Genomic DNA, 22,941 nt, shown 5'->3' with positions numbered 1-22,941 from the left:
GCCTTCATCATTGCACCTTTGGGGTATAAATGCCTAAACTAACTGCCAGCAAAATGCCGACATTCCTGTCGGCTTTTTTATGGTGTTTGAATAGGATTCTCCCATGCGCATCCCGCGTATTTTTTCCAGGCAGCCTCTGGCTTCCGATCAAGAAGTAGACCTGGATGAGCTGGCTTCCCGTCACCTGGTAAAAGTACTTCGCTTGAATGCAGGCCATCCCTTAGTGCTTTTTGACGGCAATGGTGGTGAGTACACGGCGGAGTTGATCGAGACCGGCAAACGAGCGCGCGCACGCACGGGAGAGTACTGTGCAGAGGATCGCCAGTCACCGTTGGCACTGACCCTGGCGATCGGTATTTCCCGTGGCGATCGCTTCGATTGGGTGATACAGAAAGCCACTGAGCTGGGAGTGGCGGCGATACAGCCGCTGTTTACCGAACGTTGTGAAGTGAAGCTGTCCGGGGACCGCTTACAGAAAAAACTGGGTCACTGGCGCCAGATTGCTATCAGTGCCTGTGAGCAGTGTGAGCGCAACCGGGTGCCGGAGATTGCCGAACCGATAAAGCTGGCGCAGTATTTACAGAGTGAATCTGCTGAAGCTGAGCCCCAAGCCAAGTTGGTACTGCATCACCGCACCGAGCTGGATCTGCGCCAATGGCAGGCGGAGCGCGGTACACCGGAATCCGCCCTGCTACTGGTAGGTCCAGAAGGCGGGCTATCGCAGGTGGAAATCGATGCGGCACTGGCGCAGGATTTTATGCCTCTGCGCTTGGGACCAAGGGTGATGCGCACTGAGACAGCGCCGATAGCAGCATTGTCGGTATTGCAATTTCAATGGGGTGACTTGTAAGTCACTGAAGGAATGGACTCGAGAGTATTCAGGGAGAGAAGAGCATGATAAAAGCATTTATCTGGTTGTTGGGCATTGTCATCGTTGTGTTATCACTGGCGATTATTGCCAAGCCGAAACTGGCACAAAGCCTCAGCGAACGGCTTAACGAAACCGGCTATGCCCTCTCCGCCTGGGCGCGAATTATTATTGGCCTGATCCTTTTACTAATTGCAGACACTCGCCACTGGTATATTTTGTTCAATGCCCTCGGTGTACTGGTGCTATTGAGTGGTGCCTATATGCTGCAAATTGGTTTTGAGCGGGGCAAAGAATTAGCGGTTAAAATTTCCCGTGGCAATGAAAATTTCCTGCGTATTAGCGGCGTCATCGGTGTCATCCTCGGCCTGATGCTGCTCTCTGCGCGTTAACGATGTAGGTTCCCATGTCTTCTACCGATTTAATTATTTTTGACTGTGATGGTGTGCTGGTAGACAGCGAGAGCATCGTCTGTCGCATATTGGCAGAAGAAATGAATCGCCTGGGCTTGCAGACCACCGCCGAGGAACTGGACGAGCAATTCAGCGGTCGCCCGGCCAGGGACTGCTTGGTGGAAATCGAGAAGCGCTTTGGCGGACCACTACCGGATAATTATTTTGGCAATACGGAGCGGCGTATCCGCGAGGCTTTCCAGCAGGAATTACAGCCGGTTGTGGGTATTGAAGGCCTGCTCGACCAACTGCAACAGCTGGGTCTGCGCAGCTGCGTGGCCTCCTCGGGCTCTCACCAGAAAATGCAGCTGACACTGAATAAGACCGGCTTGTACGATTATTTTGACGGGCGTATTTTCAGTGCCGACGATGTATCCCGGGGCAAGCCCTGGCCAGAGCTGTTCCTGCACGCGGCAGATGCCATGGGGGTGGCACCGGAGCGCTGTCTAGTGGTGGAGGACTCCATTGCCGGTGTCTCTGCGGCCGTCTCTGCAGGTATGCGCGTGGTTGGCTACAGCGCTCACCCAGTGCGGGGCCCCCAGCTGGAACAGCAGGGTGCCCGGGTAGTCACAGATATGATGGCAGTTCTCAACTTTATTTAATGGCCACAGCGGCCGGGGCTTCCGGTTGATCAGCGCTTTTGCTGTTCTACACTGAATTTGACGTCGAGAAACCGGAAGCTGTACCTATGGCGGGTAAATTCTTGTCTGCCAATTGCCTATTCTTATTGGCCTTTACTCTGGTGGGCTGTGACCAGTCCGAATCCCCAAAGAAATATACGCTCGAGCCTGTCGATGGAATACAGTCAGGTGACAGTGAGAAGACTGCCCGAAAAGCGGCCCCCTTTGCCGATGAGCTGGTGAGGTTTTTACGGGGAAATAATCGGTCCATCGGAGACACGTTCCGCCTGCGCCTGGAGTTCGATCCCGGCGGTTTTGCCCCCCGCATAGAAACCATTGCCGATCTGGAAGCCTTGCTGGTGATCATGCGCGATTTTTCAGAGATGCGAATCTCCATTGAGGGGCATACAGACAGTGGCGGCGATGCGAAGAAGAATCTCAGCCTGTCCCAGCGCAGAGCAGATTGGGTAAAGCATTTCCTGATAGAGCGGGGCGTCTCCGCTGACCGTATGGAAGCCCAGGGCTACGGCGATACTGATCCGATTGCGGATAATGAGACAGAGAAAGGCAAGCGGGAGAACCGCCGCCTGATGATCCGGGTACTAAATTTTGATCGTGTTCCCAGCAAACTGCCGAGGCGCTAACCCCGAACAGCTTGCAGGTGAAGAGCTAGCTTAGGATAGTGTCTCAGCTAGAGGCATTACCCAGTTCCTCACTGGAATTTACCGGCGCTTTTGGGGCTTGGTTGGAAAATATTTTCTTCATCAACTTTCCGGTTTGACGCAGTCCAATAATACTCTGCGCCGTGAGCATACCGGAGATCATTGCACCGGCTACGCCGCAGCTCATCACATCCTGCCCTGTAAGGTAGAGCCCTTTGACTCGGCTTTTGGGTCTTAGCCAGGATTGCTCAAAGCGGTTGGGATCGTGATCCAGTCCGTAGATTTCACCCCGTGGATAGAAGCAGAAATAATCCGTGGATAACGGGGTTGAAAGCTCGTAGTAATCAATTTCCCCACGCAACTGCGGCATATGCTTATACAAATGCTCCAGTAGGCGCTGGCTAAATGCCTCCTTCAGGTCCTCGTAATCATCTCCCCGCTTGCCCCAAGGCTTGTCGTGCCACTGGGCAAACCAATCGTAGTTGGCCGGTGCCACAATTTCGATGGTGGCGCGGCCCGGGTAGCGCTGGGTAAAGGTGGGGTCTTTCGCAGACGGGAACGAAATATAGACTAGCGGTATTTCCTTATCCTGATCGTCGATAAAGGCCTGCATATCCTCTTCGTACTGATCGCTGGAATAGATCCAGTAATTGGTCTTGGGCAGGTTTAATTCTTCCGCAGTTTTCTCCAAGCCAATATACAGACACAGGTGAGACATGGAGCGGTTGACGGTGTCCAGGTCGCGGATATATCCCATGCGCTCACTGGTACTGCGCGGTAACAGCTTCTCGAAGGTATTAAATACCCCTGCGCCGGAGACAACTAATGGTGCTTCGATTTCATGTCCGTCAGACATTCTTACACCGCGAACCTGATCCCCATTCATCAGGATGGTTTCCACCTTGGCATAGGTAAATACATCTCCACCACTGGCCTGGATTTGGGGAATAATCGTTTCGGAGATTTTGCTGGCGCCACCGACAGGATAGTAACCGCCATAGAGATAATGTTTGGCGATCAGAGCGTGAATAATAAAGCTGCCCTCGGATGGGGTCATGCCATTATCACCCCACTGCCCTGTCAGCACAGAGATCAGCTTTTCATTGCTGGTGATTCCACTGAGAACTTCGCGGGTGGTTTTATTGAGCCAGGCGGGTTCGCGCAGCTTTCTCCACAGGCGAATAAAAGGTCCGCACCAGGAGGGCAGCATTTTTTCCATTGCCAGTCGCTGCATGGCTTTGGCAACCACATTCAGCCGCTGCAGATACTCCTCGATATTCGCGCGCTCATCGGGGAAGTGACTGACCAACTCATCGATAAATTGCTGGCGGCCGGCTTTCAGGTCGTATTGTTTATCGCCAATACAGATGCGGTCATAGGTGCTGTCCATTGGCGCCCAGTGCAACTGGTTATTGGAAATAAAGTCGAAGATCTTGCGGGTCATGGTGGGGTGTTCGCCCACATCGCCGATATAGTGGACGCCGACATCCCACTCATAACCATTGCGGTCATAGGCGTGGGTGTATCCCCCGGCAGTGTAGTGTTGCTCAAGGACAAGTGCTTTCTTGCCCATGGCACTGAGCATCGCAGCACAAGTCAGACCGCCAATGCCTGAGCCAATGATAATGGCGTCGTAATTGCCTTCTAGGCGACTCGGGCGATAGCGCCGACCAATACGCAGCCGGCTTGGTTTTGGGGCACTGCGCTTCTTCTCGGGGGTCTCTGTCATGATGGCCTCGCCACTATTGTTTTTATTCCTCAACCATAGCGCCCCCTATCGAGCTATGCAATAAGTTGCATATTAATATTCTGTATATCTATTGTGCGCTTTTATATGTAACGTATACAATTTGTATATAAAGCATATCAAGGTAATAGTTATGGGCATCGTCAAGATATCCGATGAGCTACACGATGAGATTCGCAAGGCCAGTACGGTGATGGCCCGTTCAATTAATTCCCAGGCGGAGTACTGGATCAAGATTGGGATGCTGGCGGAGCTGAACCCGGAATTAAGCTACAGCGACTTGTGTAAGAAGTTGCTGCGTAATCAGGCATTAACCCTGGAAGAGCTGACACGTGAGTGAAATAAAAATAAAGACTCCTGATGAGCAGGATTTAATGCGCCAATCGGGTCAATTGTTGAGCCGCGTATTTGCCATGCTGGACTCCTTTATTGAACCGGGGGTCTCGACAATGCAAATTAATGAGCGGGTAGAAGAATTTATTGTCAATGAACTCAATGCCCGCCCCGCCAGCAAGGGGCAATATGATTATCCTTACGCCCTGAACACCTCAGTCAATGAAGTAGTCTGTCACGGCATGCCGAGTGATAAGCAGCTACTGCGGGAGGGAGATATCATCAATGTGGATATTACCTTGGAGAAATCTGGCTATATCGCGGATTCCAGCAAAATGTATAGCATCGGTACCGTGACCCCTATTGCCAGAAAATTGGTAACCACCTGCTATGAAGCTATGTGGGCCGGTATTGCCACGGTAAAGCCGGGAGTTACTTTTGGTGATATCGGCAATGCAATCCAGCGCCATACCGAGCGCAACGGCTTCAGTGTCGTACGGGAATATTGTGGCCACGGTATTGGCCGGGAGATGCACGAGGCCCCGCAGGTTCTTCACTTTGGGCGGCCTGGTTCCGGTGAAGTTTTGCAGGAGGGAATGACATTTACCATTGAGCCCATGATCAATCAGGGAAATCGTAAAACTAAACTTAAGAAAGATGGCTGGACTGTAGTAACTAAGGATAAAAAGCTATCTGCTCAATGGGAGCATACGATTTTGGTAACCGGTGACGGTTATGAAGTATTAACGCTAAGGGATGAAGAACGAGTTTCTGGAGTTAAATAGTGATTGATGATGAGCTTTAGATAAATAACGGTGGATAGCGAGGTAGCAGATATCCTCACTATCCATTTTTTGCTTAGTTTATTTTAGGCAGCTAGGGTTTGCCGTATCAAAAGTATTCAGTCTCCAGGTATTAGGACCAGTGCAATCACCGGGGTCACTCTCATCCTCTAAATCGAAGGAATTGAGATCAGAGTTGTCCTGGGATATGTTATCAATAATTTTATTGAGTTCACTATTATCGTCAAGTATACCAATACCACCTCCTGAATTTTTCTCTACTGTATTTTGTGTGATCACCGTATTAGAGGTTTGGCGTACAGGAATACCCCAGTTGAAATTAGAGGTAATATGATTTTGTGAAATGATGGAGAAGTCGGCATTATCGTCCTCATTACCCCCCCCTACGGCAATTCCATTAGAAACAGTAGAAATAGTATTTGAAAATACATTGGTGAATTGTCCATTTACTTCGATACCTTCACCAAGGTAGCCACTTATGTCGTTATGGCTGATATTATTAAAAACCCCATTCAGCTTGATGCCATCACTATCAGGCAGTCCGCCTGCAATAAAATTTTGGGTTACTGTATTAAAGTCCTCTTGAATATCTATGCCATCGCCGGTACTAGGTACACTTCCGATAAGAGTATTGTCTTTCACTACGGTGTGATTGGTTTCTATATAAATTATGTCGTCATAACTATCTTCAATCATCATAGAGTAAATGCTATGTGATCCATTCCCTTTGGCCACAATGCCTTTTGTGCAGGCGAAAATCATCCCATTATATAATTGTGCACTAGTTCCGCTGAGCAGAATGCCTGTACCTGACTGACTAGAGTCAGCGCCAACACAGGTTATGCGATAGCCATTCATGTCAAGTGAGCCCGATGGCCCTTCCACAGTTAAAACGACTTGATCTGCGTCTGTTACCTCACAGATAAGCTCCTCTGTCAGCGTGGTTGGAGCAGTAATAGTATCGCCACACTCAACTGCTTTTGCGAAAAGTGGAATAAAAAATCCTAAGAATATAGTAGTTGCATAAACGTGATGTATTTTCATAGTGCGAACCTATTGGGCGTTATAATTTCCATGCTATCTATAGTGTTCAGCATGCATATTTTGTACAACCTAGAGAACTTTATTTCTTTTGAATAATACATAATTGAAATTTATTTTTTACTAGTTATAAGGATTTAAAATTTAATAAGCTATTAATGGATTAATGCGCCAGAGACTCATTTATGTCCTCATAAGGTAAAATGTATTTTTTCCGAATAGTGAAAGTGGTGGCGTTAATTTATTGTCTCCTTGACAGATCCACAGGAAACCAAGATATACTGTATTTTTATACAGTATATTGAGTGGTTGATTATGCGCCCCAGAGTTATAGTTTTTGATAGTGAGCCGATTCGTATCTGCCGCTATCGATCCAGTTACGACAACCGCCCTATGTACGCGATTAGTATTTTGAACTATGAAAAGTACGTACGTCGGTTTTCTGTTGCTGTGGGAGTGGATTTACGCAAGGAATTGGAGTTAACCTTGTGCCAGATGAGAGGGATTGAGAGTAATTTAAGGTGGCTGTCCGAATATACTGAGAAAACCAGTTCAGCGGGATAAGTGGGAGGCTCTGGGTGTGTAGTGTCTTTGATGTCAGTGATCATGCGGGTATGGAGCGCTTTCTCGATACCTATGGTATTCGAGGTGCCGGACATATGATTTACGGTAGACGCCGGAGGCCCACCCAGCAGGTGTCTATCGTAACTACTCGGAAGAGTGCTGCTCAAATAGAAAATGCCATTTGGCATCTCTACCTTGAAAGGCATGGTGATACTTGGCGGCCCCATAAAAAATACTGGTCCATCAACAGTAATTGGAAGAAACTGGACTCCAGACCGGAATATCGCAAGTCTCGTTGCTTAATACCCGCTACAGCCTGGGTGGAAAGCCAAGGTGGTAAAAATCCGGTGGAATTCAGTTATGGTGAGCCTTTTTTCTTTTGTGGTTTGTATAAAATCTGGGGAAATTTACTCAGTTGCTCAATCATTACTTTGGACTCTCACCCAGCCACTAAGCGCTATCATGAAAAGTCACTTCCCATGGTTGCGCCCAATCGCCCAGATTTTGTAGAGTCCTGGTTAAATTGTACGGGGTCGACAGAAGATTTTAGCCCATACCTGAAACCATCCATTGAGTACTCGGGAAAAATGCTTACGGCTCATCCTTTGCTGAGGGCAACCTCTACGGAGTATATTGGGGACCCTATCCCCGTAATTGAATAATTATTTTCCCTGGGGTATTGGGGTATTGGGGTATAGAAAAATTTAAATTGCATAACCTAAATTGTACTCCCTGCGCGGTATATCAATTAGATTCGTTCTTGAACTTATACTTCTTTCGTGAGGTGCAAAGTATGCGCTGGTTTCATCTAGAAGATCTACAAAGCGATTAAGCCGATGAATTTGTTTTTGGTTTAAATTATCTTGAGCAAGAAGTGCATTGATTTCTGTGCTAGCCAGCTCCTTTGCTGCTATATCTTCTGGCAGGCCACTGCGAGTACATAATCCATAAGTCCCCTCAATAAAGTGTTGCCATTCTTCTTCGATATGTTGAGAAATTCCGGATGAAAATTTTGGGTTGCTGGATTCGTATCCTAAATTTCGCAATTGAGCTGTCTTAGCTATGTATCGATTAGCAAAGCACTGATAAATAGAGTTAAAGTCTTGCTTAGCCTCTATGATACCAATCCAGCTGGCGTAGCCTTTTGCAAAGTACTCAACTGTCTGTTTTTCGGAGTGGGGTCCAAAAAAGGATTCACAGTCCCATTGAATATTGAGCTTATAAGAGGGCTTTGGCATAACACCCTTATCCTGGTAGCGCTGCAATTGTAGTTCGCTGATTTGAGTAGCCTGAATAAGCTGTTCTTTGGTTAGGAAGTGTTTATCCAGATAATTAAGCAATTCCACTGAATGTGCTCCAAGGTAGAAATCGAATGAAATTCTAGCGCCTGGAGCACTTAATATTTCGATGTGAGCCGAAGCATCTTTTCCCTTTCAACAGGTCTTGGAGAATTTATTCCTGCAGGAAGAGAATATCCGTTCTAATAATATATTTGATTCCTCGGGTGATTGGAGTAGAGCTGTGAATTCTGTGTAAGGGATGCATTCCATGGGGGAAGCACAGTACGGCTCCGGCAGGTGTGCGGACATCGATGTCTAATAAAGAGTCCCGACTGGGTTGTTTTAGGGGATCATCTGCATTCACCCTGAATCGGGTTGCACCACCTTCAAAATCTTCACTCAGCAGTACTAAAAACGTCATTTCACTATAGCGATCGGGGTAGCCATTGGTGATCAACTGGTTGTTGTCAATGCGGCTACCGGGCCAGGCGCCATCGGTGTGGAACTGGAAGAAATCTCCCTCACCATAGCGATAAAAGCGAAAACGCCGATTGATGCCGACAGCCTCTCTTCCACCAAAGTAGCCATTTAAGTCCTGCGCCAGGTCTCGGCATCGCTGCCAGATCTGCCGCTCTGTAACCTCGTCAACCACCCAGGTCAGGTTGTCGTTATGGCGGACCTCCCGGGGCAGGGAGACGGCTGCATCCGGTAAATAACCCACCGCTTCAGTGATATCAATGAGCCGTTGGCATTCCTCTTTTGAAAAGACATTGAGCAATTGGAAGGCTCCGGGTACCTCGGCGATATCTCGTCGTGAAACCGGTTGCGGTGCTTGATCGGCCAGCGCCGCCGGGTTTTTACTGCGAGTAGCCCAGGTGGGTAGAGCCGGGTGTTCTGCTCCGGGTTCGCGGGCGATAACAAAAAAGTCATCCAGGTGGGTGACAGTATCAATACTTTCAGTCGTGGACATCTTCTGTACTTCTATAGAAAAACTTTTAAAAGACTTAGCGGTTTAAAACGGTAATTTGGGCAAACTGCCGGTGCCCTTCAGCTCCACCGTGGAAGCCAAAGCCACTTTGCTTGGCGCCTACCCAAGGTGAGCCGCCGGCGCCCTGGTTGATGCCAATCATTCCCGCTTGCAGCTGGCTGGCGACTTGCTCGGCCTGTTTGCTTTCACCAAACACAACCGCACCGAGACCGTAAACAGAGTTATTGGCCCGCTCGACCACATCGTCTACTGAGCTAAAGCGGTCGATGGCTACGATAGGCCCAAAAGTCTCATCATCTTCCACCAGCATGCCCGGTCGAATACCGCTGATAACTGTGGGCGGAATAAACGGCACCTGTGGATCGCGCTCCCCTAAAAGAAGCTTTGCGCCTTTATTCAGGGCATCGTGGATATGCTCCACCACCTTTTGGTGTTGGCGGTGATTAACCAAGGGGCCGATATCCACCTGTGGCTCCTGCCACCCGCCGACACGATATTGCTTCGCCAATGCCACCACGGCATTTTCGAATTTATCGGCAATTTTTTCGTCCACATAAATACGCTCTGTGGAGGTGCACATCTGGCCTGAATTCTCAAAACTGGAGCCAACGGCAAATTGTGCCGCCTGGGGAATATTGGCGCTCTGCAACACGATCATCGGGTCATTGCCACCCAATTCCATAACCAGGCGTTTCAATGCCGGAGCGGCATTGGTCATAATTTTTTGGCCCGTTGTTCGCGATCCGGTAAAGGCGACCATATTGATGGGGGATTTCACCAAGGCTTCACCGGTGGCGCCATCGCCGTGAGCAATTTGTAAAATGTCTTGGGGCAGGGTTTGATTGAGTGTTTTCACCAATAAGTCAGCGACCAATGGCGATTCTTCTGAAGGTTTCAAAATCACAGCGTTGCCGGCGACCAGGGCGGGAACAATCAGGTTATTGGCCATGGCAAGTGGATAATTCCAGGGGGAGATAACCGCAACAACGCCCAGTGGTCGATATTGAATTTCGCTGCCGCCACTGCGTTTTGCCCGCAGGGCTTCTCCGGCATCCCCCGCTAACCAGGCACCGCCTTGGACTACGCCGCCGGCTTCATATTGTGCACGCCGGGCATCTTTGCCCATTTCACGGCTGATAAGTTGTGCCAGCTCTCCCTCTTCCGCATTCAGTTTTGTGTAAGCCTGCTGAAGTAGTTGTACCCGCTCCTGAAGAGATTTTCTCGACCACACTCGCTGCGCTTTGTGGGCTTTCTCCACCATGTTCTGAATATCTTGGGGCTTGCTGACAGGTAACGATCCGATGGCCTCTCCGGTTAGTGGATCAATCGATCGAAGTATATTTTCCATAATGAGGTCTCACTCAATCCGGCCACTTTATTGAGTGGCCGGGTGTTTTCTTAAAAGCGTTGGTGTTATTGGTCAAACAGGACAATTGTGCGAATTTCCAGGCTGGTTCTGCGTGGAGCCCCTGCACTTCCCGGCAGGTCGAAAGCGCAGTGGGGAACACCGGTTACATCGCCTCGGTGCTGGCTATCGAAGACCCGCAGTAAAATGCCTTCGCCGGGCTGCATATCGCTAAACCAAATCCAGCGGTGAACCGGGTTGAAACTCAACACCGAAATCTGCCCTTTTCGCTCTGGGTAAATTAATCGCATATTGTGGAAATCACTGGCGGCGACAGTGCGCAGGTCCACCATTGCCAACGGCGACTCCTGCACCGGGCGCAATAGGGGCAGCCAGAGATTAATAAACTGGTAGCGCGGATAATCTGATGGCTTGTACCCCCGGGCCTCCAGGGTTTCCTTTAGCTGGCGCTCCGCGGACCAGGGTGTGTAGTCGTTGTGCACCAGTTTCACCGGGGATCGGCGACTGCGGCTCAGCTCTGGTGTCGCATCAGTCGATGGCTGGGCTCGCAATGTGTGGTCAAAGGTCAGTACCTTTGCTGCACCCAGGTGAGCGGCTATCCAGGATTCAATGGCTGGATACCATTGGGTGCGAATCAACTGGTCGCGCTCCTCAGGGCTGGGGCCACTCCCTGAGGGTTGGTCCAGCGCGTGTAGCGCATCATCCAGCTGGCGCAGGTTAATGCCGAGCATAGGGCGTACCAGCTCAAATCCCTGGGTATCGATACGAAAACGCTCCCCGGCGGTTTTCAGGGCGCGACCATCGTAGATGTGAACCTGCTGGGAAATAACATTCTCGACCAGATTGGCGGGCCCTGGGCCCTCTGAACGCTTGTCGTACACCAGATCGCTACTGGGATCAGCGTAGTGAATAATTGCTGTAACTAATTGATCCTGAAAGGAGGATCGGGCTGCGGTTTGCATAGTGAACTCTCCCCCCACCGAAGTGGATGCCATACGGGCCAATCTACTCACAATGCTAGGGTTACGTGGATACAATGAAAACCTAGTAACAGTTGTGAGTGATACAGGTTTGAGCAGAAATCATCGGGCGAACCCACTGGAGAGGCTGGAGTTACGTCAACTTCGCTTAATGAACGCTATCTTGCGGGAACTGAACTTATCCCGGGTGGCTGACCAACTGGGTGTGAGCCAGCAAACAGTCAGTGAACAATTGAAACGCCTGCGGGAAATCTTTGATGACCGGCTTTTTATTCGCACCAGCAACGGTGTTATTCCCACCCCCCTGGCCGAGCGCCTGGCTCCCAAATTGGATGAGATCCTGAATAATGTCGCGGCGCTGCTGCGTACGGATGAATTTGATCCGGCACAGCATCGGGGCATCTTTACCATCAGTGCAACGGACTTTGAGCAACGGGTGGTACTGCCAGTTCTCCTCAAGCAACTGCGTCAGCAGGCCCCGGATATAAAAGTCGTGGTGCTTAAGTTGGAGATTGATCGCATGGCCCAGCAACTGCAAACCGGTGAAGTGGATCTGGTGTTTAGCACGCCGGGATTTGTGCCGGATAACAGTCCCAGCATGTTGTTGTATCGAGAGCACTACGTCTGTGTATGTTGTCAGCACACCGATATGCTGCACAGCGCCAATCAGCCTTTGGAAATGGAAGAGTTGGCGGCATTGCCACAGCTGGTGGTATCACCTTCCAGGGGAGATCTGCGGGGCATGGCGGATAGTTGGTTTGAGCAGTTTGGTTTGGAGCGCAATGTGGTGCTTTCTGTCCCCTCTTTTGCCGCCGCAGCCGAGTGCATTGCCTCTACCAATACCGTTGCCTTTTTGCCCTCGCGACTGTTGCCTGACCCCCGCCTCAAAACACTGCCTATTATCGAACAGCCCCCGGGATTTGATGTGATTGCCGCCTGGCATACCCGCAGCAGTCAGGACCCTTTGCACAAGTGGATTCGCGCCCTGTTAGCACAACAATTTCCCAGTAATTAGCGAGGGAGGCAGCGCTGCTAAACTTGAGCATTCCAAGGGTTCAGCTAGTGGTCGCCATGCGTGCAGCATTTTTTCTACTGATATTTTTAAGCGCTTCTGTTTACGCTCATACCGATTTTACCGAGCAAGTGGGTATCCCCCACTTATTTGCCAAGGACGCATTGGTTGAGGAAATTAAAAAAGTGGATTGCACCCTCTCTGAGGGGCGCAAGACCCAATGCTGGATGATTGTGGTAAAGGCTGAACCCAAACATAAAATGGGGCCCTGGTGCCCACACAATGTTGTCGACCCAATTACGTCTGGCGGCATGATGTTTATCAAGCAGCAGATAGTGCCGATTGATGGACCTTTCGTTAAAAATGCCGCGACCTTTTTCTCTGATCCAAAATGGAGCCTATATGATCCCAAAACCGGGGCGATAAAGGTTACCGATTCGAAGCAGGCCTGCGAGATGGCCGCGCGGCCTGATGTGGCACCGCAATACAACAATTACTGCGTGGAGTGCCTGGCCAGCTATATGGGCCCGGATTTTCATACCCGCTACCTGATCCCCGTACAGCCTGAGAAGGCCAAGTCAAAGCAGAACCCCGATGGTTTTTCCGGTTATGGAGTCGCTTTTAATGGGGCTAAATTTGATATCGCCGCGCCTATCGGCGCAATTTTAGGTGCACACACCTTAGCGCCAGTGGATGCCTGTGGTGGTCATGTAAACCCCCATGTGGGCTATCACTACCATGCTGCCCTGGGTTGCAGCCAAGCCTACCCATCTGCCGCAAGCCATGCAGCGATTGTCGGTGTCGCCATAGATGGCTACCTGATCTATGCGCGGGAGAATGCCGATGGCCGCGAGCCCGATGACCTGGACGAATGCCGTGGCCACGAGTTTGCCGACCTGGGCTACCACTACCACGCCAACCTCGCTGCAGAAAACGATATCCTGCATTGCCTAAAAGGGGAGAGAGGTTGTGCCCTGGCCGGCAATCAAAGCCAGTGCGATTTCTCCCACCGGGGACCTCCCGGATCACCCAGGCGTTAACTCAGGCCCAATTGTTGCTTTAAATAGTGAAAGATGAAGAGAGCCTCAGCGCTCTCTTTGGTATTGATATCAATAAATGGCGTCGAATAACTGCCTTATAAGTCCAGGACTTGATCTGACCGTCAGGTTTCCTTAATGGCCCTGGGAGATAATGCCTCTAACTATTTCAGGTAATCCGGAATACCAACAATGAGCAATGGTACAAATTTCTATCTGATCCGAATGGTGGAATCCCTCGGTGTGCTGGTGCGCACTCGCCTGTGGATGCAGATAGTGGTCGCCATGATCCTGGGGCTAACTGTCGGCCTGCTGCTATCTCCTGAAGGGGCCGCGCTGGTGAGCCAGGATCTCAGTGCGGCATTGGCCAGCTGGTTTAAGCTGCCGGGCTCCATCTTTCTGAATATGATCCAGATGGTGGTGATACCGCTGATTATGTCCTCAATCATCCTGGGGCTCAGTGGCAGCGGGAATGTCAGTCAGCTTAAACGGGTCGGGCTGCGCATCGCCCCCTACTTTGTAGGCACTACCACCGTTGCGGTGATTATTGGGATTATCCTGGTCCAGTTGATCCAACCCGGCGACTATATCGATGAGTCCCTGCTCAGCGCCGCCACCGAGTTGCAGGTTGCGAGCGCGCCCCAGGTTATGGAGTCCAAACCGCTTCCCGAGCGTATTGCTGAATTGATTCCCGCCAACCTCAACGAAAGTATCGCCATGCGCAATATGTTGCAGCTGGTGGTCTATGCGATTTTTATTGGTGTTGCAGTGATGCTGTTGCCGCAAAAGCAGCGGGAAACGGCGGTATACGCTTTTGGCATTATTCAGGAGGTGGCACTTAAGGTAGTTGGCTGGGCCATGCTGTTTGCGCCCCTGGCCGTATTTGGCCTCCTGGCAGATATTGCTATTCGCGTCGGTCTCACTGCAATTCTCGGGATGTCCGTGTACGTGGGCACCGTGATTCTGGGGCTACTTATTCTTCTCAGCTTTTACCTGATAATTGTTTCCCTGGTGACCTCCGTCGGCCCGATCACATTTTTGCAGAGAATTAGCGGAGTGCAGCTGCTGGCATTCTCCACATCCAGCTCTGCTGCGGTAATGCCGCTGTCAATGAAAGTTGCAGAAAGTCCCCTGGGAGTAAAACCATCCATCGCCAAATTTATTGTGCCCCTGGGCGCTACTGTGAATATGGATGGCACAGCGCTGTATCAGGTGATTGCCGCGGTATTTTTAACTCAGGTATATGGCATTGACTTAACCACTGCACAGTTGGTTGGTCTCACCGTGACCACTGTGGGAGCATCTATTGGGTCTCCCAGTACTCCCGGAGTGGGTATTGTTATCCTTGCTACTATTCTGGCCGGTATTGGTGTCCCACCGGAAGGTATTGCGCTGATTCTGGGGGTGGATCGGATTCTCGATATGTGCCGTACAGCAGTCAATGTGACCGGGGATCTGACAGCCTGTCTGGTGATGGACCGCTTGTTAGGCAGTGACAACCTGGAGGAGGAAGCCGCCCAAACGGCCTGACTGTTAAAGTGATGGCTTAAATGAGGGTTCCCGGTTTCTATTGCGGCATACCTAGAATTTCCAGAATACGAGGGTCTTTTTGACTCTCGTAGTATTTCTCCAGGACTGTATCAAACAAAGTTCTACCCTCTTCTGCCAATGCGAATAAGTCCATAGAATATTTCATCTTTAAATCTTAATTACTTCTATTGTATCTAAAGGAAGCTTGAAATAGAGAAAAAGTGGCATATGTAAAGTATGGGTGATCTTTATAAAATGAAAAAATAAATATAAGCTATTTAATATCGTACTAGTCATTATATTTTATCAGAATTTATCTGGTTTAAAAATATGTATAAATACTAAAAATAATTTTTAGAGATAAAACCCCAAGTCTGTTCATACAGTAATTGATGTCCCTTGGGGTTTGCATGGAGGCCATCCTCTGAGAGAAGGGTAATAAATTCCTGATCTCGCCATAAATTGTCAAACTCCAGTATGGGGATCATTTCGGCAGTGGCAGATTCTCTCATAGCTTGGTTATAAAGGTCCGCATCAGCCTGATAGAAATAGCTATCACTATTCCGAAAGGGAGTAGTTCGTTGCTCATCGAACGGAATACCTGTCATTAGGAATGACGGCGCGATGGTTTTAGACGTCTGTAATATCTGTCGCACTGTTTGACGGAAAGAGTCCAGCGCTACAGAGTTCTCAGCCTTTGGCCCCCCGATGCGGCAAATATCATTGAAACCAGGATATATCCCGATTAAGTGTGGCCTTCTTGGAGGCAGTTCTCGGGAAAGTCTTATGGCTAAAGAGTTCGCGTTCTCTCCGAATATTCCCAGAGCGTAAACTATATTATGGGGATCTAAAGTTTCGAACCGAAACCGGAATCGTTGAACAAATCCGCCTAGTTCTGTATCACCTTTTCCATAGATAGAACTGGAGCCAATAAAGACAATTTTTTTGGGGACTCTTCGTGCCATAGAAAGTCGCTAATTTGACTGAACTTTGGATTTTATTTGCCGTTACCATTATAGACATCGACCAAGTCCAGGTTGTATTGATTAGTATCAAATCGTGATTTCGAAAAGTTGAGAGTTCAAGACTGGAGTAGGAATAGCCTTGTTAAAAAACAATTAGAAATCGAATGGAGAGAGTTCTAAGGTGGGTTGTAGATTTACAGTTTCTTTGGAGGGGGGAAAGAGGTGCTGATCGGTTTGGCTTAAAATGATGAGGAAAATTTAATACGGGTAGAGTGGTAGATTCTGTGAGTATGGATACTATAGCTTATACGCCAATATAGTGGTTTAGATCATGATTGCCATCCAGCCTTTCGATCATAAAAAAAGCCCCATCCTTGCGGGCAACTAATGTTGGACAGGAACTTTCAGTATCTCGAAAGTACGAAGGTCCTTCTGTCCTTCATAGTATTTTTCCAGCACCTCATCAAATAGCTTATTTTTGGGATCGGCGATAGAAAATAGCGTCATGGATGACTTAAGTTTTACATCATCCGGTGAGCCGAATATCTGGTAAGCGGAGTAATTATTCAGTTGCAATAACTCCTTGCAGCACTCTTTGAGCCTGGGGCCGAGCACAGGGTGCTCCAGGTAAGCCCGGGCTTCATCCAGGTTTTTAATTGCAAAATGTTCGGATGTCGCGCTGTGCCCCAGGCCGGAGATCTGGGGGAATATATACCACATCCAGTGGGAGCGCTTATGGCCGCTATGTAACTCACTCAGGGCACTTTCATAAGAGCTTTCTTGCGCCGTCACAAAACGCTCAAGGTGAAATGGTTGGGCCATGCTTTGATTCCCTTTATTCTTATTCCTTTGCAGGCCCAAGGTTAGCAGCAATAAGGATGAATGCGAGAGGATGAACTGCCTGACGGCTGAACTTCCACCAATTAATTGATATTCATCATGATCTCAGCAAGGGCGGGCTCCTTGGCTCCCACTGGAGAATCTCCCAATAGGTTCTTCATATCGGCATAGGAAAGTTGAATTAGCCGATGTATGTCATTGGAAGTGTCAGCAGTACAAGGAAAACTACCGCTGACAAAGACGGAAATTGAATTTGTTCGCTGAGTATTAAAAATACGAATTTCCCGCCTGAAAAAATCATTGCCGCGACAGGATGCCGCTCTTCCTGATGGAATACTATTGCCTGCGGGAACGCTTAGCAGTACTTCTTTAGATCTTTCTTCAAAGGGGCCACGTCTGTAAATTAGCATCTCTCGTAGGCCTTTAGACACCGGGTGGTTAAATTCCAAATCTCTAATCGCATCGACAACCTGCACACTTTTGATATCGTAGTAGCTGTGAGCCTGTCGATCAAAAGGCCCTTTCAATCCATAGAGAAGCTCGCGCAAACGTTGAGAAACATCAGATTTAATAGGTTGTTTTTCAATTTCTCCAATTAATTCAGGATCTGTGGGTAAATAGAAATTGCCAAACTCTTTAAGTAACGCCTTGGATTCACGCCGAGCTTCTTCGTCCTGAAAGAGTTTGTCCAGTACAGCTCTAATTGAAACTGCACTGTTGTTACCATCCACTTGTAGTTCTAGCTCGCTATTTCCTACTTTGATACGTAAAGAGCCAATTTTTTCACTTTTATATAGCAAAAAGCAAAAACTCAACACAATTAAAACGAGAATGCTCCCGTAGATAATATGAATATTTTTATTGGGCTTTCCCGCTGACATCTACATACCTCTGATATAAAGCAAGAATTTATCTATTATTGATGGCTTTGTTGAGCCTGCACTTGATGCAGAAAAAAGCACCCATTAGAATATTTTACTACAAAAAGCGTGTATTAAAAAATTTATTTGTGGGTCTAGACAGTGAGTGTGGTGTATATATTTATTAGTGCCCACCGGCCTGGGCATGGGAGGCAGCCCGATAGACTGCAATTACAATCGAACCCCACTAAATACTTAGGATCAGGCTGTGGTAAAGGGTTGCAGGAGATCTCTGAGCTAGTGGGAGCCATTGCACTTTTCAGTCACCCTAGATAAAGATTCATAGTTATTTTATTCCTTTATTTATAAGGCTAGCGAAATTAGGCTGAATAACTCAACAAATCGGCGTCTGCCGAAAACTAAATTCACCATATCAATATTAATGCAGTCACGCACAAGCCCAATGGTTCGAGCGAGAACTCTGCCCTGGTTACCTCCCATGAATCCAGGTACATGCACAATGCTCTCCTAGATATTTAGCGATTGATGCTTGCCAAAGAGCTAAACTAAGGTAGCCCATCGCCTCCAGTGTGCTCTTAAACTTATCGATATAAAAGAGCTGTCCGTACAAAATTTTTCGAGTATAGTCATACAGTAATGCAAACTCCTATGAAGTATGCATATCAGCTGTGGTTACCTCATATTCACGTATTAATTTATGTTTGTTGTCCATGCAGATTTAATTCTTTTATCTGTAACATCTCTCATTGCTTTTCTTAGTCTAGTGAGTATCAAAGTCTTACTGTTACTTGGTTTTTAGGTTTTTCCTGCTTACTTTAAAATCTTACCTAATTACCACTCTTGCTAAGTTATGCGTAACTGTATATAAATACAGCTATCTCGTTGATCTGCAAGGGAATACGCCATGGCTCGCAACAAGGTACAGTTTCAGAAGGGTATTAGTTTGACCCAATTCCTCAAAATGTACGGCAGCGAGGAACAGTGCTTCGATGCACTGTCGCAGTGGCGTTGGCCCAATGGCTTTAGTTGTCCTCACTGCGGGCATGACAAGCATTGCGACCTCGCTTATCGCAAGCTTAAGCAATGTAACCATTGTCGGCGTCAGACATCGATTACCTCTCGTACAATTTTTGACTCCACGAAGCTCCCCCTCACCACCTGGTTTCTCGGTATTTTCCTGATTACTCAGGATAAGAAGGGCATTTCCTCTATGGAGCTATCTCGACATCTAGGTATCTCTTACAACGCAGCATGGCGTATGAAGCAGAAACTCATGCAAGTGATGATGGAGCGAGACCAACGATACAAACTGTCCGGTTTTATTGAACTAGATGATGCCTATCTCGGTGGTGAGCGTACTGGATGCAAGCCCGGGCGCGGAGCCAAGGGTAAAACTCCCTTTGTGGCGGCCGTTGAAACAACCAAGGAGGGACGCCCAACCCGTATTAAGCTCTCAATTATCAAGGGCTTCAAAAGCAGTGAAATTTCAACCTGGAGTAAAAAGTACCTTTGCAGTGGCAGCACAGTCATCTCAGATGGTCTTCCATGCTTCAATGCCATTAAGGAGGCCGGTTGTGCACATGACAAAATTGTTTGTGGTGGTGGCCGAGCTTCTGTTGAAGAGCCTGAGTTCTATTGGGTAAATACAGTACTTGGTAATTTAAAGAGTGCGCTACGTAGCACTTACCATGCTATTAGGCCGAAATATGCACAGCGCTATTTGGCAGAATTTCAATATCGCTTTAATCGGAGGTTTGATTTGTCGGCACTCATTCCAAGATTGATTTACGTCTCTCTTCGGACACCACCGATGCCAGAAAGGTTGCTAAAAATTGGCTTAGCATAAGTGGTAATTAGGAAATCTTATATACCTAACTTCCTCATTTTCTTCTCGACTACTTCAGTAGTTCGGTATATTGATAAAGTTGGCATAAATTATTTGTACTTCTGAGCACTATATATTTACGTTTTAAGATGGAATTGATATCCGAAAGTGGGTATTTCATGATTCTTATCCGTATTAGTTATTCCAAAAGTAGACAGGTTGTTTTCGCGTGTTGAGTGTGTTGTATATTAAGCTAGATGTAGATATAAAGTTTTTATAAAAATAGGCCTTTCATAAGGCGAATGTATTTCGCCAGATGTTAAAAACTCTTTAATAGTAGTTCTATCTAGTTCAGAATATTTTAAATTGTCTAATTTTTAGAGGTGCGCTAAATCTAGAATAACTATTCGGTAGACGCTCTTATAGTGTATTGAATTACAAAATCTTACAGGCTTGGTACTTACGTATAGCTTATTCCTTATAATTTTATGTGATTTGGCTTTTTTTTAGTCAAAAAAACGCTTTAAGTGGGGCGAAAGCTCCATTTTCGATTTGAATGGCACAGCTGTGCTTTTTAATCATCTGTTCTTCGATTTTTGTTTGTTTTAAGATTCGCGCCTTCTTAAACCTCAAGTTGGAAATTAAAAATGATAAATAAAAAAAATGTAGTATTAGCTTCATTTCTTGCAATATTTATTGGTGGATGTGCTTCTTCTGGTGGTAATCAGGCTCTAAAAGAGGAAAGTGAAACTAGTGTTCAAGAAAAAATTACGGAAGGTGTAACCACTAAATCTGATATTAAGTCTATGTTTGGATCTCCGAATAGTACCAGCTACACTGATAGTGGGAAAGAAATTTGGCACTATTTTTTGACGGAAAGCCAAGTTGACGCAGTGAGCTATGTTCCCGTTGTAGGTTGGTTTGGGGGTTCTACATCAGGAACACAAAAACAACTCGTAGTTATGTTTGAGGGCGATGTAGTCAAAAAATATAACATGTCAGAATCTGATATCAGCAGCAAGTCAGGTGTTTTTAATAACTAGAGAGGCCTTAGGAAATTGGTTTTTCATCCGGCACTTCACGTTATCGTAAAAGAGCTGGCTATTTTTCTGAATCCCAATTTTCTATATAGGTGTATCCCCATTTGATTACTTGAAACCTGAGACCTTCGGGTTTCAAGTATATTTATGCTGAACTAGTGGGTCACGCGGAAAGTAATACTTAGATTGTCAGTATAATTGACGCAAGCATACTCGCTAGAAACTTCAGCGAACGCAAGTACTTAAACATTTTCCTTGAAAGCCCTCAGTGATAAATTATTTAGCAACTGAGCGGTTTTTATATTTCTTTAGTTTCATTCGTTTAATAGTTTATTTAGAGTCAGCGCTTTTCAGTTCACGATCAAGTACCTTCATGACGAAATTAATCTGAACCCCATGCCGCAGATGCAATAGCGAGATATAAGTATTCTCACAAATTATAGTAAAAACGACTGAGCTGAATAACTCTATTCATTGGGAGCTACGATCTGGTATCGTTCTTTCAAAGCAGATGGCTGGAATGAATTTCCATGAAACTCCTGGCTTGTTGGTGTGGAAACTGCCTGATATATAGTCAGTTGGTCTTCTTCGTTATCATCATGTGTGTCGGTTATTGTAGTAGTCTAGGTTTGAATTTATCGTATGTAGGGGATTATTATTTTTGAAATTAAGATTGAGCTTTTCTTTATTCTCAAAAAGTTATCCAAAAGTTGTCCTATATTTTCTTTCTTTTTTAGTTGTATTGGAGTCATTTTTTCTGAAAGTAGATGAAATTTTTGTGCCTTATACTGAATGCAAGTTCATATCGGCTGCTGCTTTCAATTCATGATCCGGCCTTCCTTGAGCGGCGTAGCTTGTGATTATTTTAACTTTATTTGATTTTTATTATCACAAACAAAGATGGAAGGTTGGGAAGAGTTTATCTTGTCATTATGTTTAAATAAAGAATGACTCGGTAATGGTGTAGAGTGAATAATAAAAATATGCACCCAAGTAATTCGATTGTACCATTTACACGCCATTAATAACTGTAATTAATATAGCCAAGTTATCTTTATTGCTAGAAATAATCTGATACTATGATAAATTGTATGTTGTGTTAAAGCGGATATTTATGGCTGAAGAATTATATGGTCTGCTCGAAAGGCGAGCTCTTAGTGGATACTTGAGATATCATTTCCCTAGATTTGAAATTTTATTTGATACCGTTAGTCATTATCATGAAGATGGGTTTCGAATCTTAGATATTGGTAGGTCTGATTTTACTGAAGTCCTGATCAGTAAGTTTCAAAATGTAGACACATTAGGTCTTGAGCGCGAAAGTGATAACTCTATCTCCCGTCACTTTAATTTTAATTTAAATGATTGTAGAGATAGGTCATTGTGGAGAAGGGATGTCCCTAAATACGATATAATAATATTTTCTGAAGTTATTGAGCATTTATATACTTCCCCAAGTCAGGTTTTAGGCTTTCTTAAGACTCTTCTAAATAAAGGGGGCGTTATTATAATACAAACGCCCAATGCCGTTGCTCTACATAAAAGGCTGAAGATTATATTTGGTAGAAATCCATATGAGTTGATCCGAGAAAATCATAACAACCCAGGGCATTTCCGTGAGTATACCAAAAAAGAATTGAGTTTTTATTTGGCAGAGCTAGGCTTTAGTCTGCTAAAGTTTAGATATGAAAACCATTTTGATTATAGATTTTCAGATCACTCAAATAAAAATGTCCTCTCAAAAAATGATAAGCGGAAGATTTTTAATATTATCTCCTCGGCTCTTCCTGGGCCGCTCAAGCCTGGTATGTTTTTTGTTGCTCAAAACCCCTGAGTGTAAAGAGTTAAGTTTGCCTATAGTTCACTTCTTAGATGTTGTCGCTAATGTGAATTGAAGGTAAGGGCGCTAATCGGGGCAACACTATTTAAGACTATACATGGAATCTGCTTTCTTTTAGTTTCTTAAAGTTGCGCCGATTATCGGGCTGCTTTTTCTGCTAGTCCCTAGCGCAAGTTTTGGCTTTGTATCGGTTGAAGTGCCAATGTAGTTTAACGCTAGGATACCCTTAAGGGTTGGGCTTTAGTGCGAGACATGGCGTTGGCTGAG

The 22,941-nt window shown here is 46.7% G+C and carries 24 protein-coding genes; 14 read left to right on the top strand and 10 right to left on the bottom strand.

All coding sequences use genetic code 11. The features are described from left to right. Positions 1–103 precede the first annotated feature (103 nt). The 4 genes from ACJJIQ_RS19640 to ACJJIQ_RS19625 all read left to right on the top strand — a co-directional run bounded on the left by ACJJIQ_RS19640 (position 104) and on the right by ACJJIQ_RS19625 (position 2,584). Entirely contained in the window at positions 104–850 is a 747-nt protein-coding gene (locus ACJJIQ_RS19640; RefSeq protein ID WP_445362804.1) for a 16S rRNA (uracil(1498)-N(3))-methyltransferase, read from the top strand. 44 nt (positions 851–894) lie between these two features. Beyond that, the gene (locus ACJJIQ_RS19635; RefSeq protein ID WP_282930692.1) at positions 895–1,260 is read left to right on the top strand and encodes a hypothetical protein; all 366 of its coding nucleotides are present in this window, start codon (positions 895–897) and stop codon (positions 1,258–1,260) included. Positions 1,261–1,274: 14 nt separating this feature from the next. Continuing rightward, positions 1,275–1,922, top strand: coding sequence for an HAD family hydrolase (locus tag ACJJIQ_RS19630; RefSeq protein WP_282930693.1), 648 nt, complete (start codon positions 1,275–1,277; stop codon positions 1,920–1,922). Between the two features lie 86 nt (positions 1,923–2,008). Then, on the top strand, positions 2,009–2,584 hold the full coding sequence (locus ACJJIQ_RS19625; protein WP_445359187.1) for an OmpA family protein: 576 nt from the start codon (positions 2,009–2,011) through the stop codon (positions 2,582–2,584). A 43-nt stretch (positions 2,585–2,627) separates the two neighbouring features. On the opposite strand, the gene ACJJIQ_RS19620 is transcribed toward ACJJIQ_RS19625, so the two are convergent. Next, complete coding sequence (locus ACJJIQ_RS19620) at positions 2,628–4,331, bottom strand: phytoene desaturase family protein (protein ID WP_413663774.1); 1,704 nt, start codon at positions 4,329–4,331, stop codon at positions 2,628–2,630. A gap of 151 nt (positions 4,332–4,482) precedes the next feature. On the opposite strand from ACJJIQ_RS19620, the gene ACJJIQ_RS19615 reads away from it, so the two are divergent. Continuing rightward, on the top strand, positions 4,483–4,689 hold the full coding sequence (locus tag ACJJIQ_RS19615) for a ParD-like family protein (RefSeq protein WP_413663773.1): 207 nt from the start codon (positions 4,483–4,485) through the stop codon (positions 4,687–4,689). A 34-nt stretch (positions 4,690–4,723) separates the two neighbouring features. Further along, on the top strand, positions 4,724–5,467 hold the full coding sequence (gene map / locus ACJJIQ_RS19610; protein ID WP_445364832.1) for a type I methionyl aminopeptidase: 744 nt from the start codon (positions 4,724–4,726) through the stop codon (positions 5,465–5,467). A 78-nt stretch (positions 5,468–5,545) separates the two neighbouring features. Here the strand turns inward: map and ACJJIQ_RS19605 are convergent, their stop codons facing one another. Beyond that, a complete protein-coding gene (locus ACJJIQ_RS19605; protein ID WP_445362803.1) occupies positions 5,546–6,529 on the bottom strand; it encodes a right-handed parallel beta-helix repeat-containing protein in 984 nt (327 codons plus the stop codon). 312 nt (positions 6,530–6,841) lie between these two features. Between ACJJIQ_RS19605 and ACJJIQ_RS19600 the strand changes: the two genes are divergently transcribed. Together ACJJIQ_RS19600 and ACJJIQ_RS19595 are read left to right on the top strand one after the other, a co-directional pair. Then, positions 6,842–7,090: a hypothetical protein gene (locus ACJJIQ_RS19600; RefSeq protein WP_413663771.1), complete on the top strand. Its 249-nt coding sequence runs from the start codon at positions 6,842–6,844 to the stop codon at positions 7,088–7,090. A gap of 14 nt (positions 7,091–7,104) precedes the next feature. After that, positions 7,105–7,752 (top strand): SOS response-associated peptidase family protein, encoded by a 648-nt coding sequence (locus ACJJIQ_RS19595; RefSeq protein ID WP_445362802.1) that lies wholly within the window; start codon positions 7,105–7,107, stop codon positions 7,750–7,752. 42 nt (positions 7,753–7,794) lie between these two features. On the opposite strand, the gene ACJJIQ_RS19590 is transcribed toward ACJJIQ_RS19595, so the two are convergent. The 4 genes from ACJJIQ_RS19590 to ACJJIQ_RS19575 form a co-directional block, all read right to left on the bottom strand. Next, the gene (locus ACJJIQ_RS19590; protein WP_445362801.1) at positions 7,795–8,436 is read right to left on the bottom strand and encodes a DUF6058 family natural product biosynthesis protein; all 642 of its coding nucleotides are present in this window, start codon (positions 8,434–8,436) and stop codon (positions 7,795–7,797) included. A gap of 106 nt (positions 8,437–8,542) precedes the next feature. After that, positions 8,543–9,340, bottom strand: coding sequence for a prolyl hydroxylase family protein (locus ACJJIQ_RS19585; RefSeq protein WP_445362800.1), 798 nt, complete (start codon positions 9,338–9,340; stop codon positions 8,543–8,545). 34 nt (positions 9,341–9,374) lie between these two features. After that, the gene (locus ACJJIQ_RS19580) at positions 9,375–10,706 is read right to left on the bottom strand and encodes an aldehyde dehydrogenase family protein (RefSeq protein WP_445362799.1); all 1,332 of its coding nucleotides are present in this window, start codon (positions 10,704–10,706) and stop codon (positions 9,375–9,377) included. Between the two features lie 65 nt (positions 10,707–10,771). Continuing rightward, the gene (locus ACJJIQ_RS19575) at positions 10,772–11,686 is read right to left on the bottom strand and encodes a CmcJ/NvfI family oxidoreductase (protein ID WP_445362798.1); all 915 of its coding nucleotides are present in this window, start codon (positions 11,684–11,686) and stop codon (positions 10,772–10,774) included. Between the two features lies 1 nt (position 11,687). On the opposite strand from ACJJIQ_RS19575, the gene ACJJIQ_RS19570 reads away from it, so the two are divergent. From ACJJIQ_RS19570 to ACJJIQ_RS19560, 3 genes are all read left to right on the top strand, one after another. Next, the gene (locus ACJJIQ_RS19570) at positions 11,688–12,719 is read left to right on the top strand and encodes a LysR family transcriptional regulator (RefSeq protein WP_445362797.1); all 1,032 of its coding nucleotides are present in this window, start codon (positions 11,688–11,690) and stop codon (positions 12,717–12,719) included. Positions 12,720–12,775: 56 nt separating this feature from the next. After that, positions 12,776–13,756 carry a YHYH protein gene (locus tag ACJJIQ_RS19565; RefSeq protein ID WP_445362796.1) on the top strand — a complete coding sequence of 327 codons (981 nt, stop codon included), beginning with the start codon at positions 12,776–12,778 and terminating at the stop codon, positions 13,754–13,756. A 189-nt stretch (positions 13,757–13,945) separates the two neighbouring features. Continuing rightward, on the top strand, positions 13,946–15,283 hold the full coding sequence (locus ACJJIQ_RS19560; RefSeq protein ID WP_282930708.1) for a dicarboxylate/amino acid:cation symporter: 1,338 nt from the start codon (positions 13,946–13,948) through the stop codon (positions 15,281–15,283). 37 nt (positions 15,284–15,320) lie between these two features. Here the strand turns inward: ACJJIQ_RS19560 and ACJJIQ_RS19555 are convergent, their stop codons facing one another. The 4 genes from ACJJIQ_RS19555 to ACJJIQ_RS19540 all read right to left on the bottom strand — a co-directional run bounded on the left by ACJJIQ_RS19555 (position 15,321) and on the right by ACJJIQ_RS19540 (position 17,969). Then, on the bottom strand, positions 15,321–15,449 hold the full coding sequence (locus ACJJIQ_RS19555; RefSeq protein ID WP_445362795.1) for a DUF1810 domain-containing protein: 129 nt from the start codon (positions 15,447–15,449) through the stop codon (positions 15,321–15,323). 175 nt (positions 15,450–15,624) lie between these two features. Next, the gene (locus tag ACJJIQ_RS19550) at positions 15,625–16,248 is read right to left on the bottom strand and encodes a GDSL-type esterase/lipase family protein (RefSeq protein ID WP_445362794.1); all 624 of its coding nucleotides are present in this window, start codon (positions 16,246–16,248) and stop codon (positions 15,625–15,627) included. A 384-nt stretch (positions 16,249–16,632) separates the two neighbouring features. Next, a complete protein-coding gene (locus ACJJIQ_RS19545; RefSeq protein ID WP_445362793.1) occupies positions 16,633–17,070 on the bottom strand; it encodes a DUF1810 domain-containing protein in 438 nt (145 codons plus the stop codon). A 101-nt stretch (positions 17,071–17,171) separates the two neighbouring features. Beyond that, a complete protein-coding gene (locus ACJJIQ_RS19540) occupies positions 17,172–17,969 on the bottom strand; it encodes a hypothetical protein (RefSeq protein ID WP_445362792.1) in 798 nt (265 codons plus the stop codon). Between the two features lie 904 nt (positions 17,970–18,873). On the opposite strand from ACJJIQ_RS19540, the gene ACJJIQ_RS19535 reads away from it, so the two are divergent. The 3 genes from ACJJIQ_RS19535 (at position 18,874) to ACJJIQ_RS19525 (ending at position 22,668) form a co-directional block, all read left to right on the top strand. Further along, a complete protein-coding gene (locus ACJJIQ_RS19535; RefSeq protein WP_445362791.1) occupies positions 18,874–19,815 on the top strand; it encodes an IS1595 family transposase in 942 nt (313 codons plus the stop codon). Positions 19,816–20,441: 626 nt separating this feature from the next. Next, on the top strand, positions 20,442–20,837 hold the full coding sequence (locus tag ACJJIQ_RS19530; protein WP_445362790.1) for an SEN1984 family lipoprotein: 396 nt from the start codon (positions 20,442–20,444) through the stop codon (positions 20,835–20,837). Between the two features lie 1,111 nt (positions 20,838–21,948). Continuing rightward, positions 21,949–22,668: a methyltransferase domain-containing protein gene (locus ACJJIQ_RS19525; RefSeq protein WP_445362789.1), complete on the top strand. Its 720-nt coding sequence runs from the start codon at positions 21,949–21,951 to the stop codon at positions 22,666–22,668. The last annotated feature ends 273 nt before the right edge of the window (positions 22,669–22,941 follow it).

It is taken from the genome of Microbulbifer maximicatervae (SeqCode), from assembly GCF_052468295.1.
The sequence above is the reverse complement of the archived record's forward strand: the minus strand, read 5'-3'. Positions and strand labels throughout refer to the sequence as shown.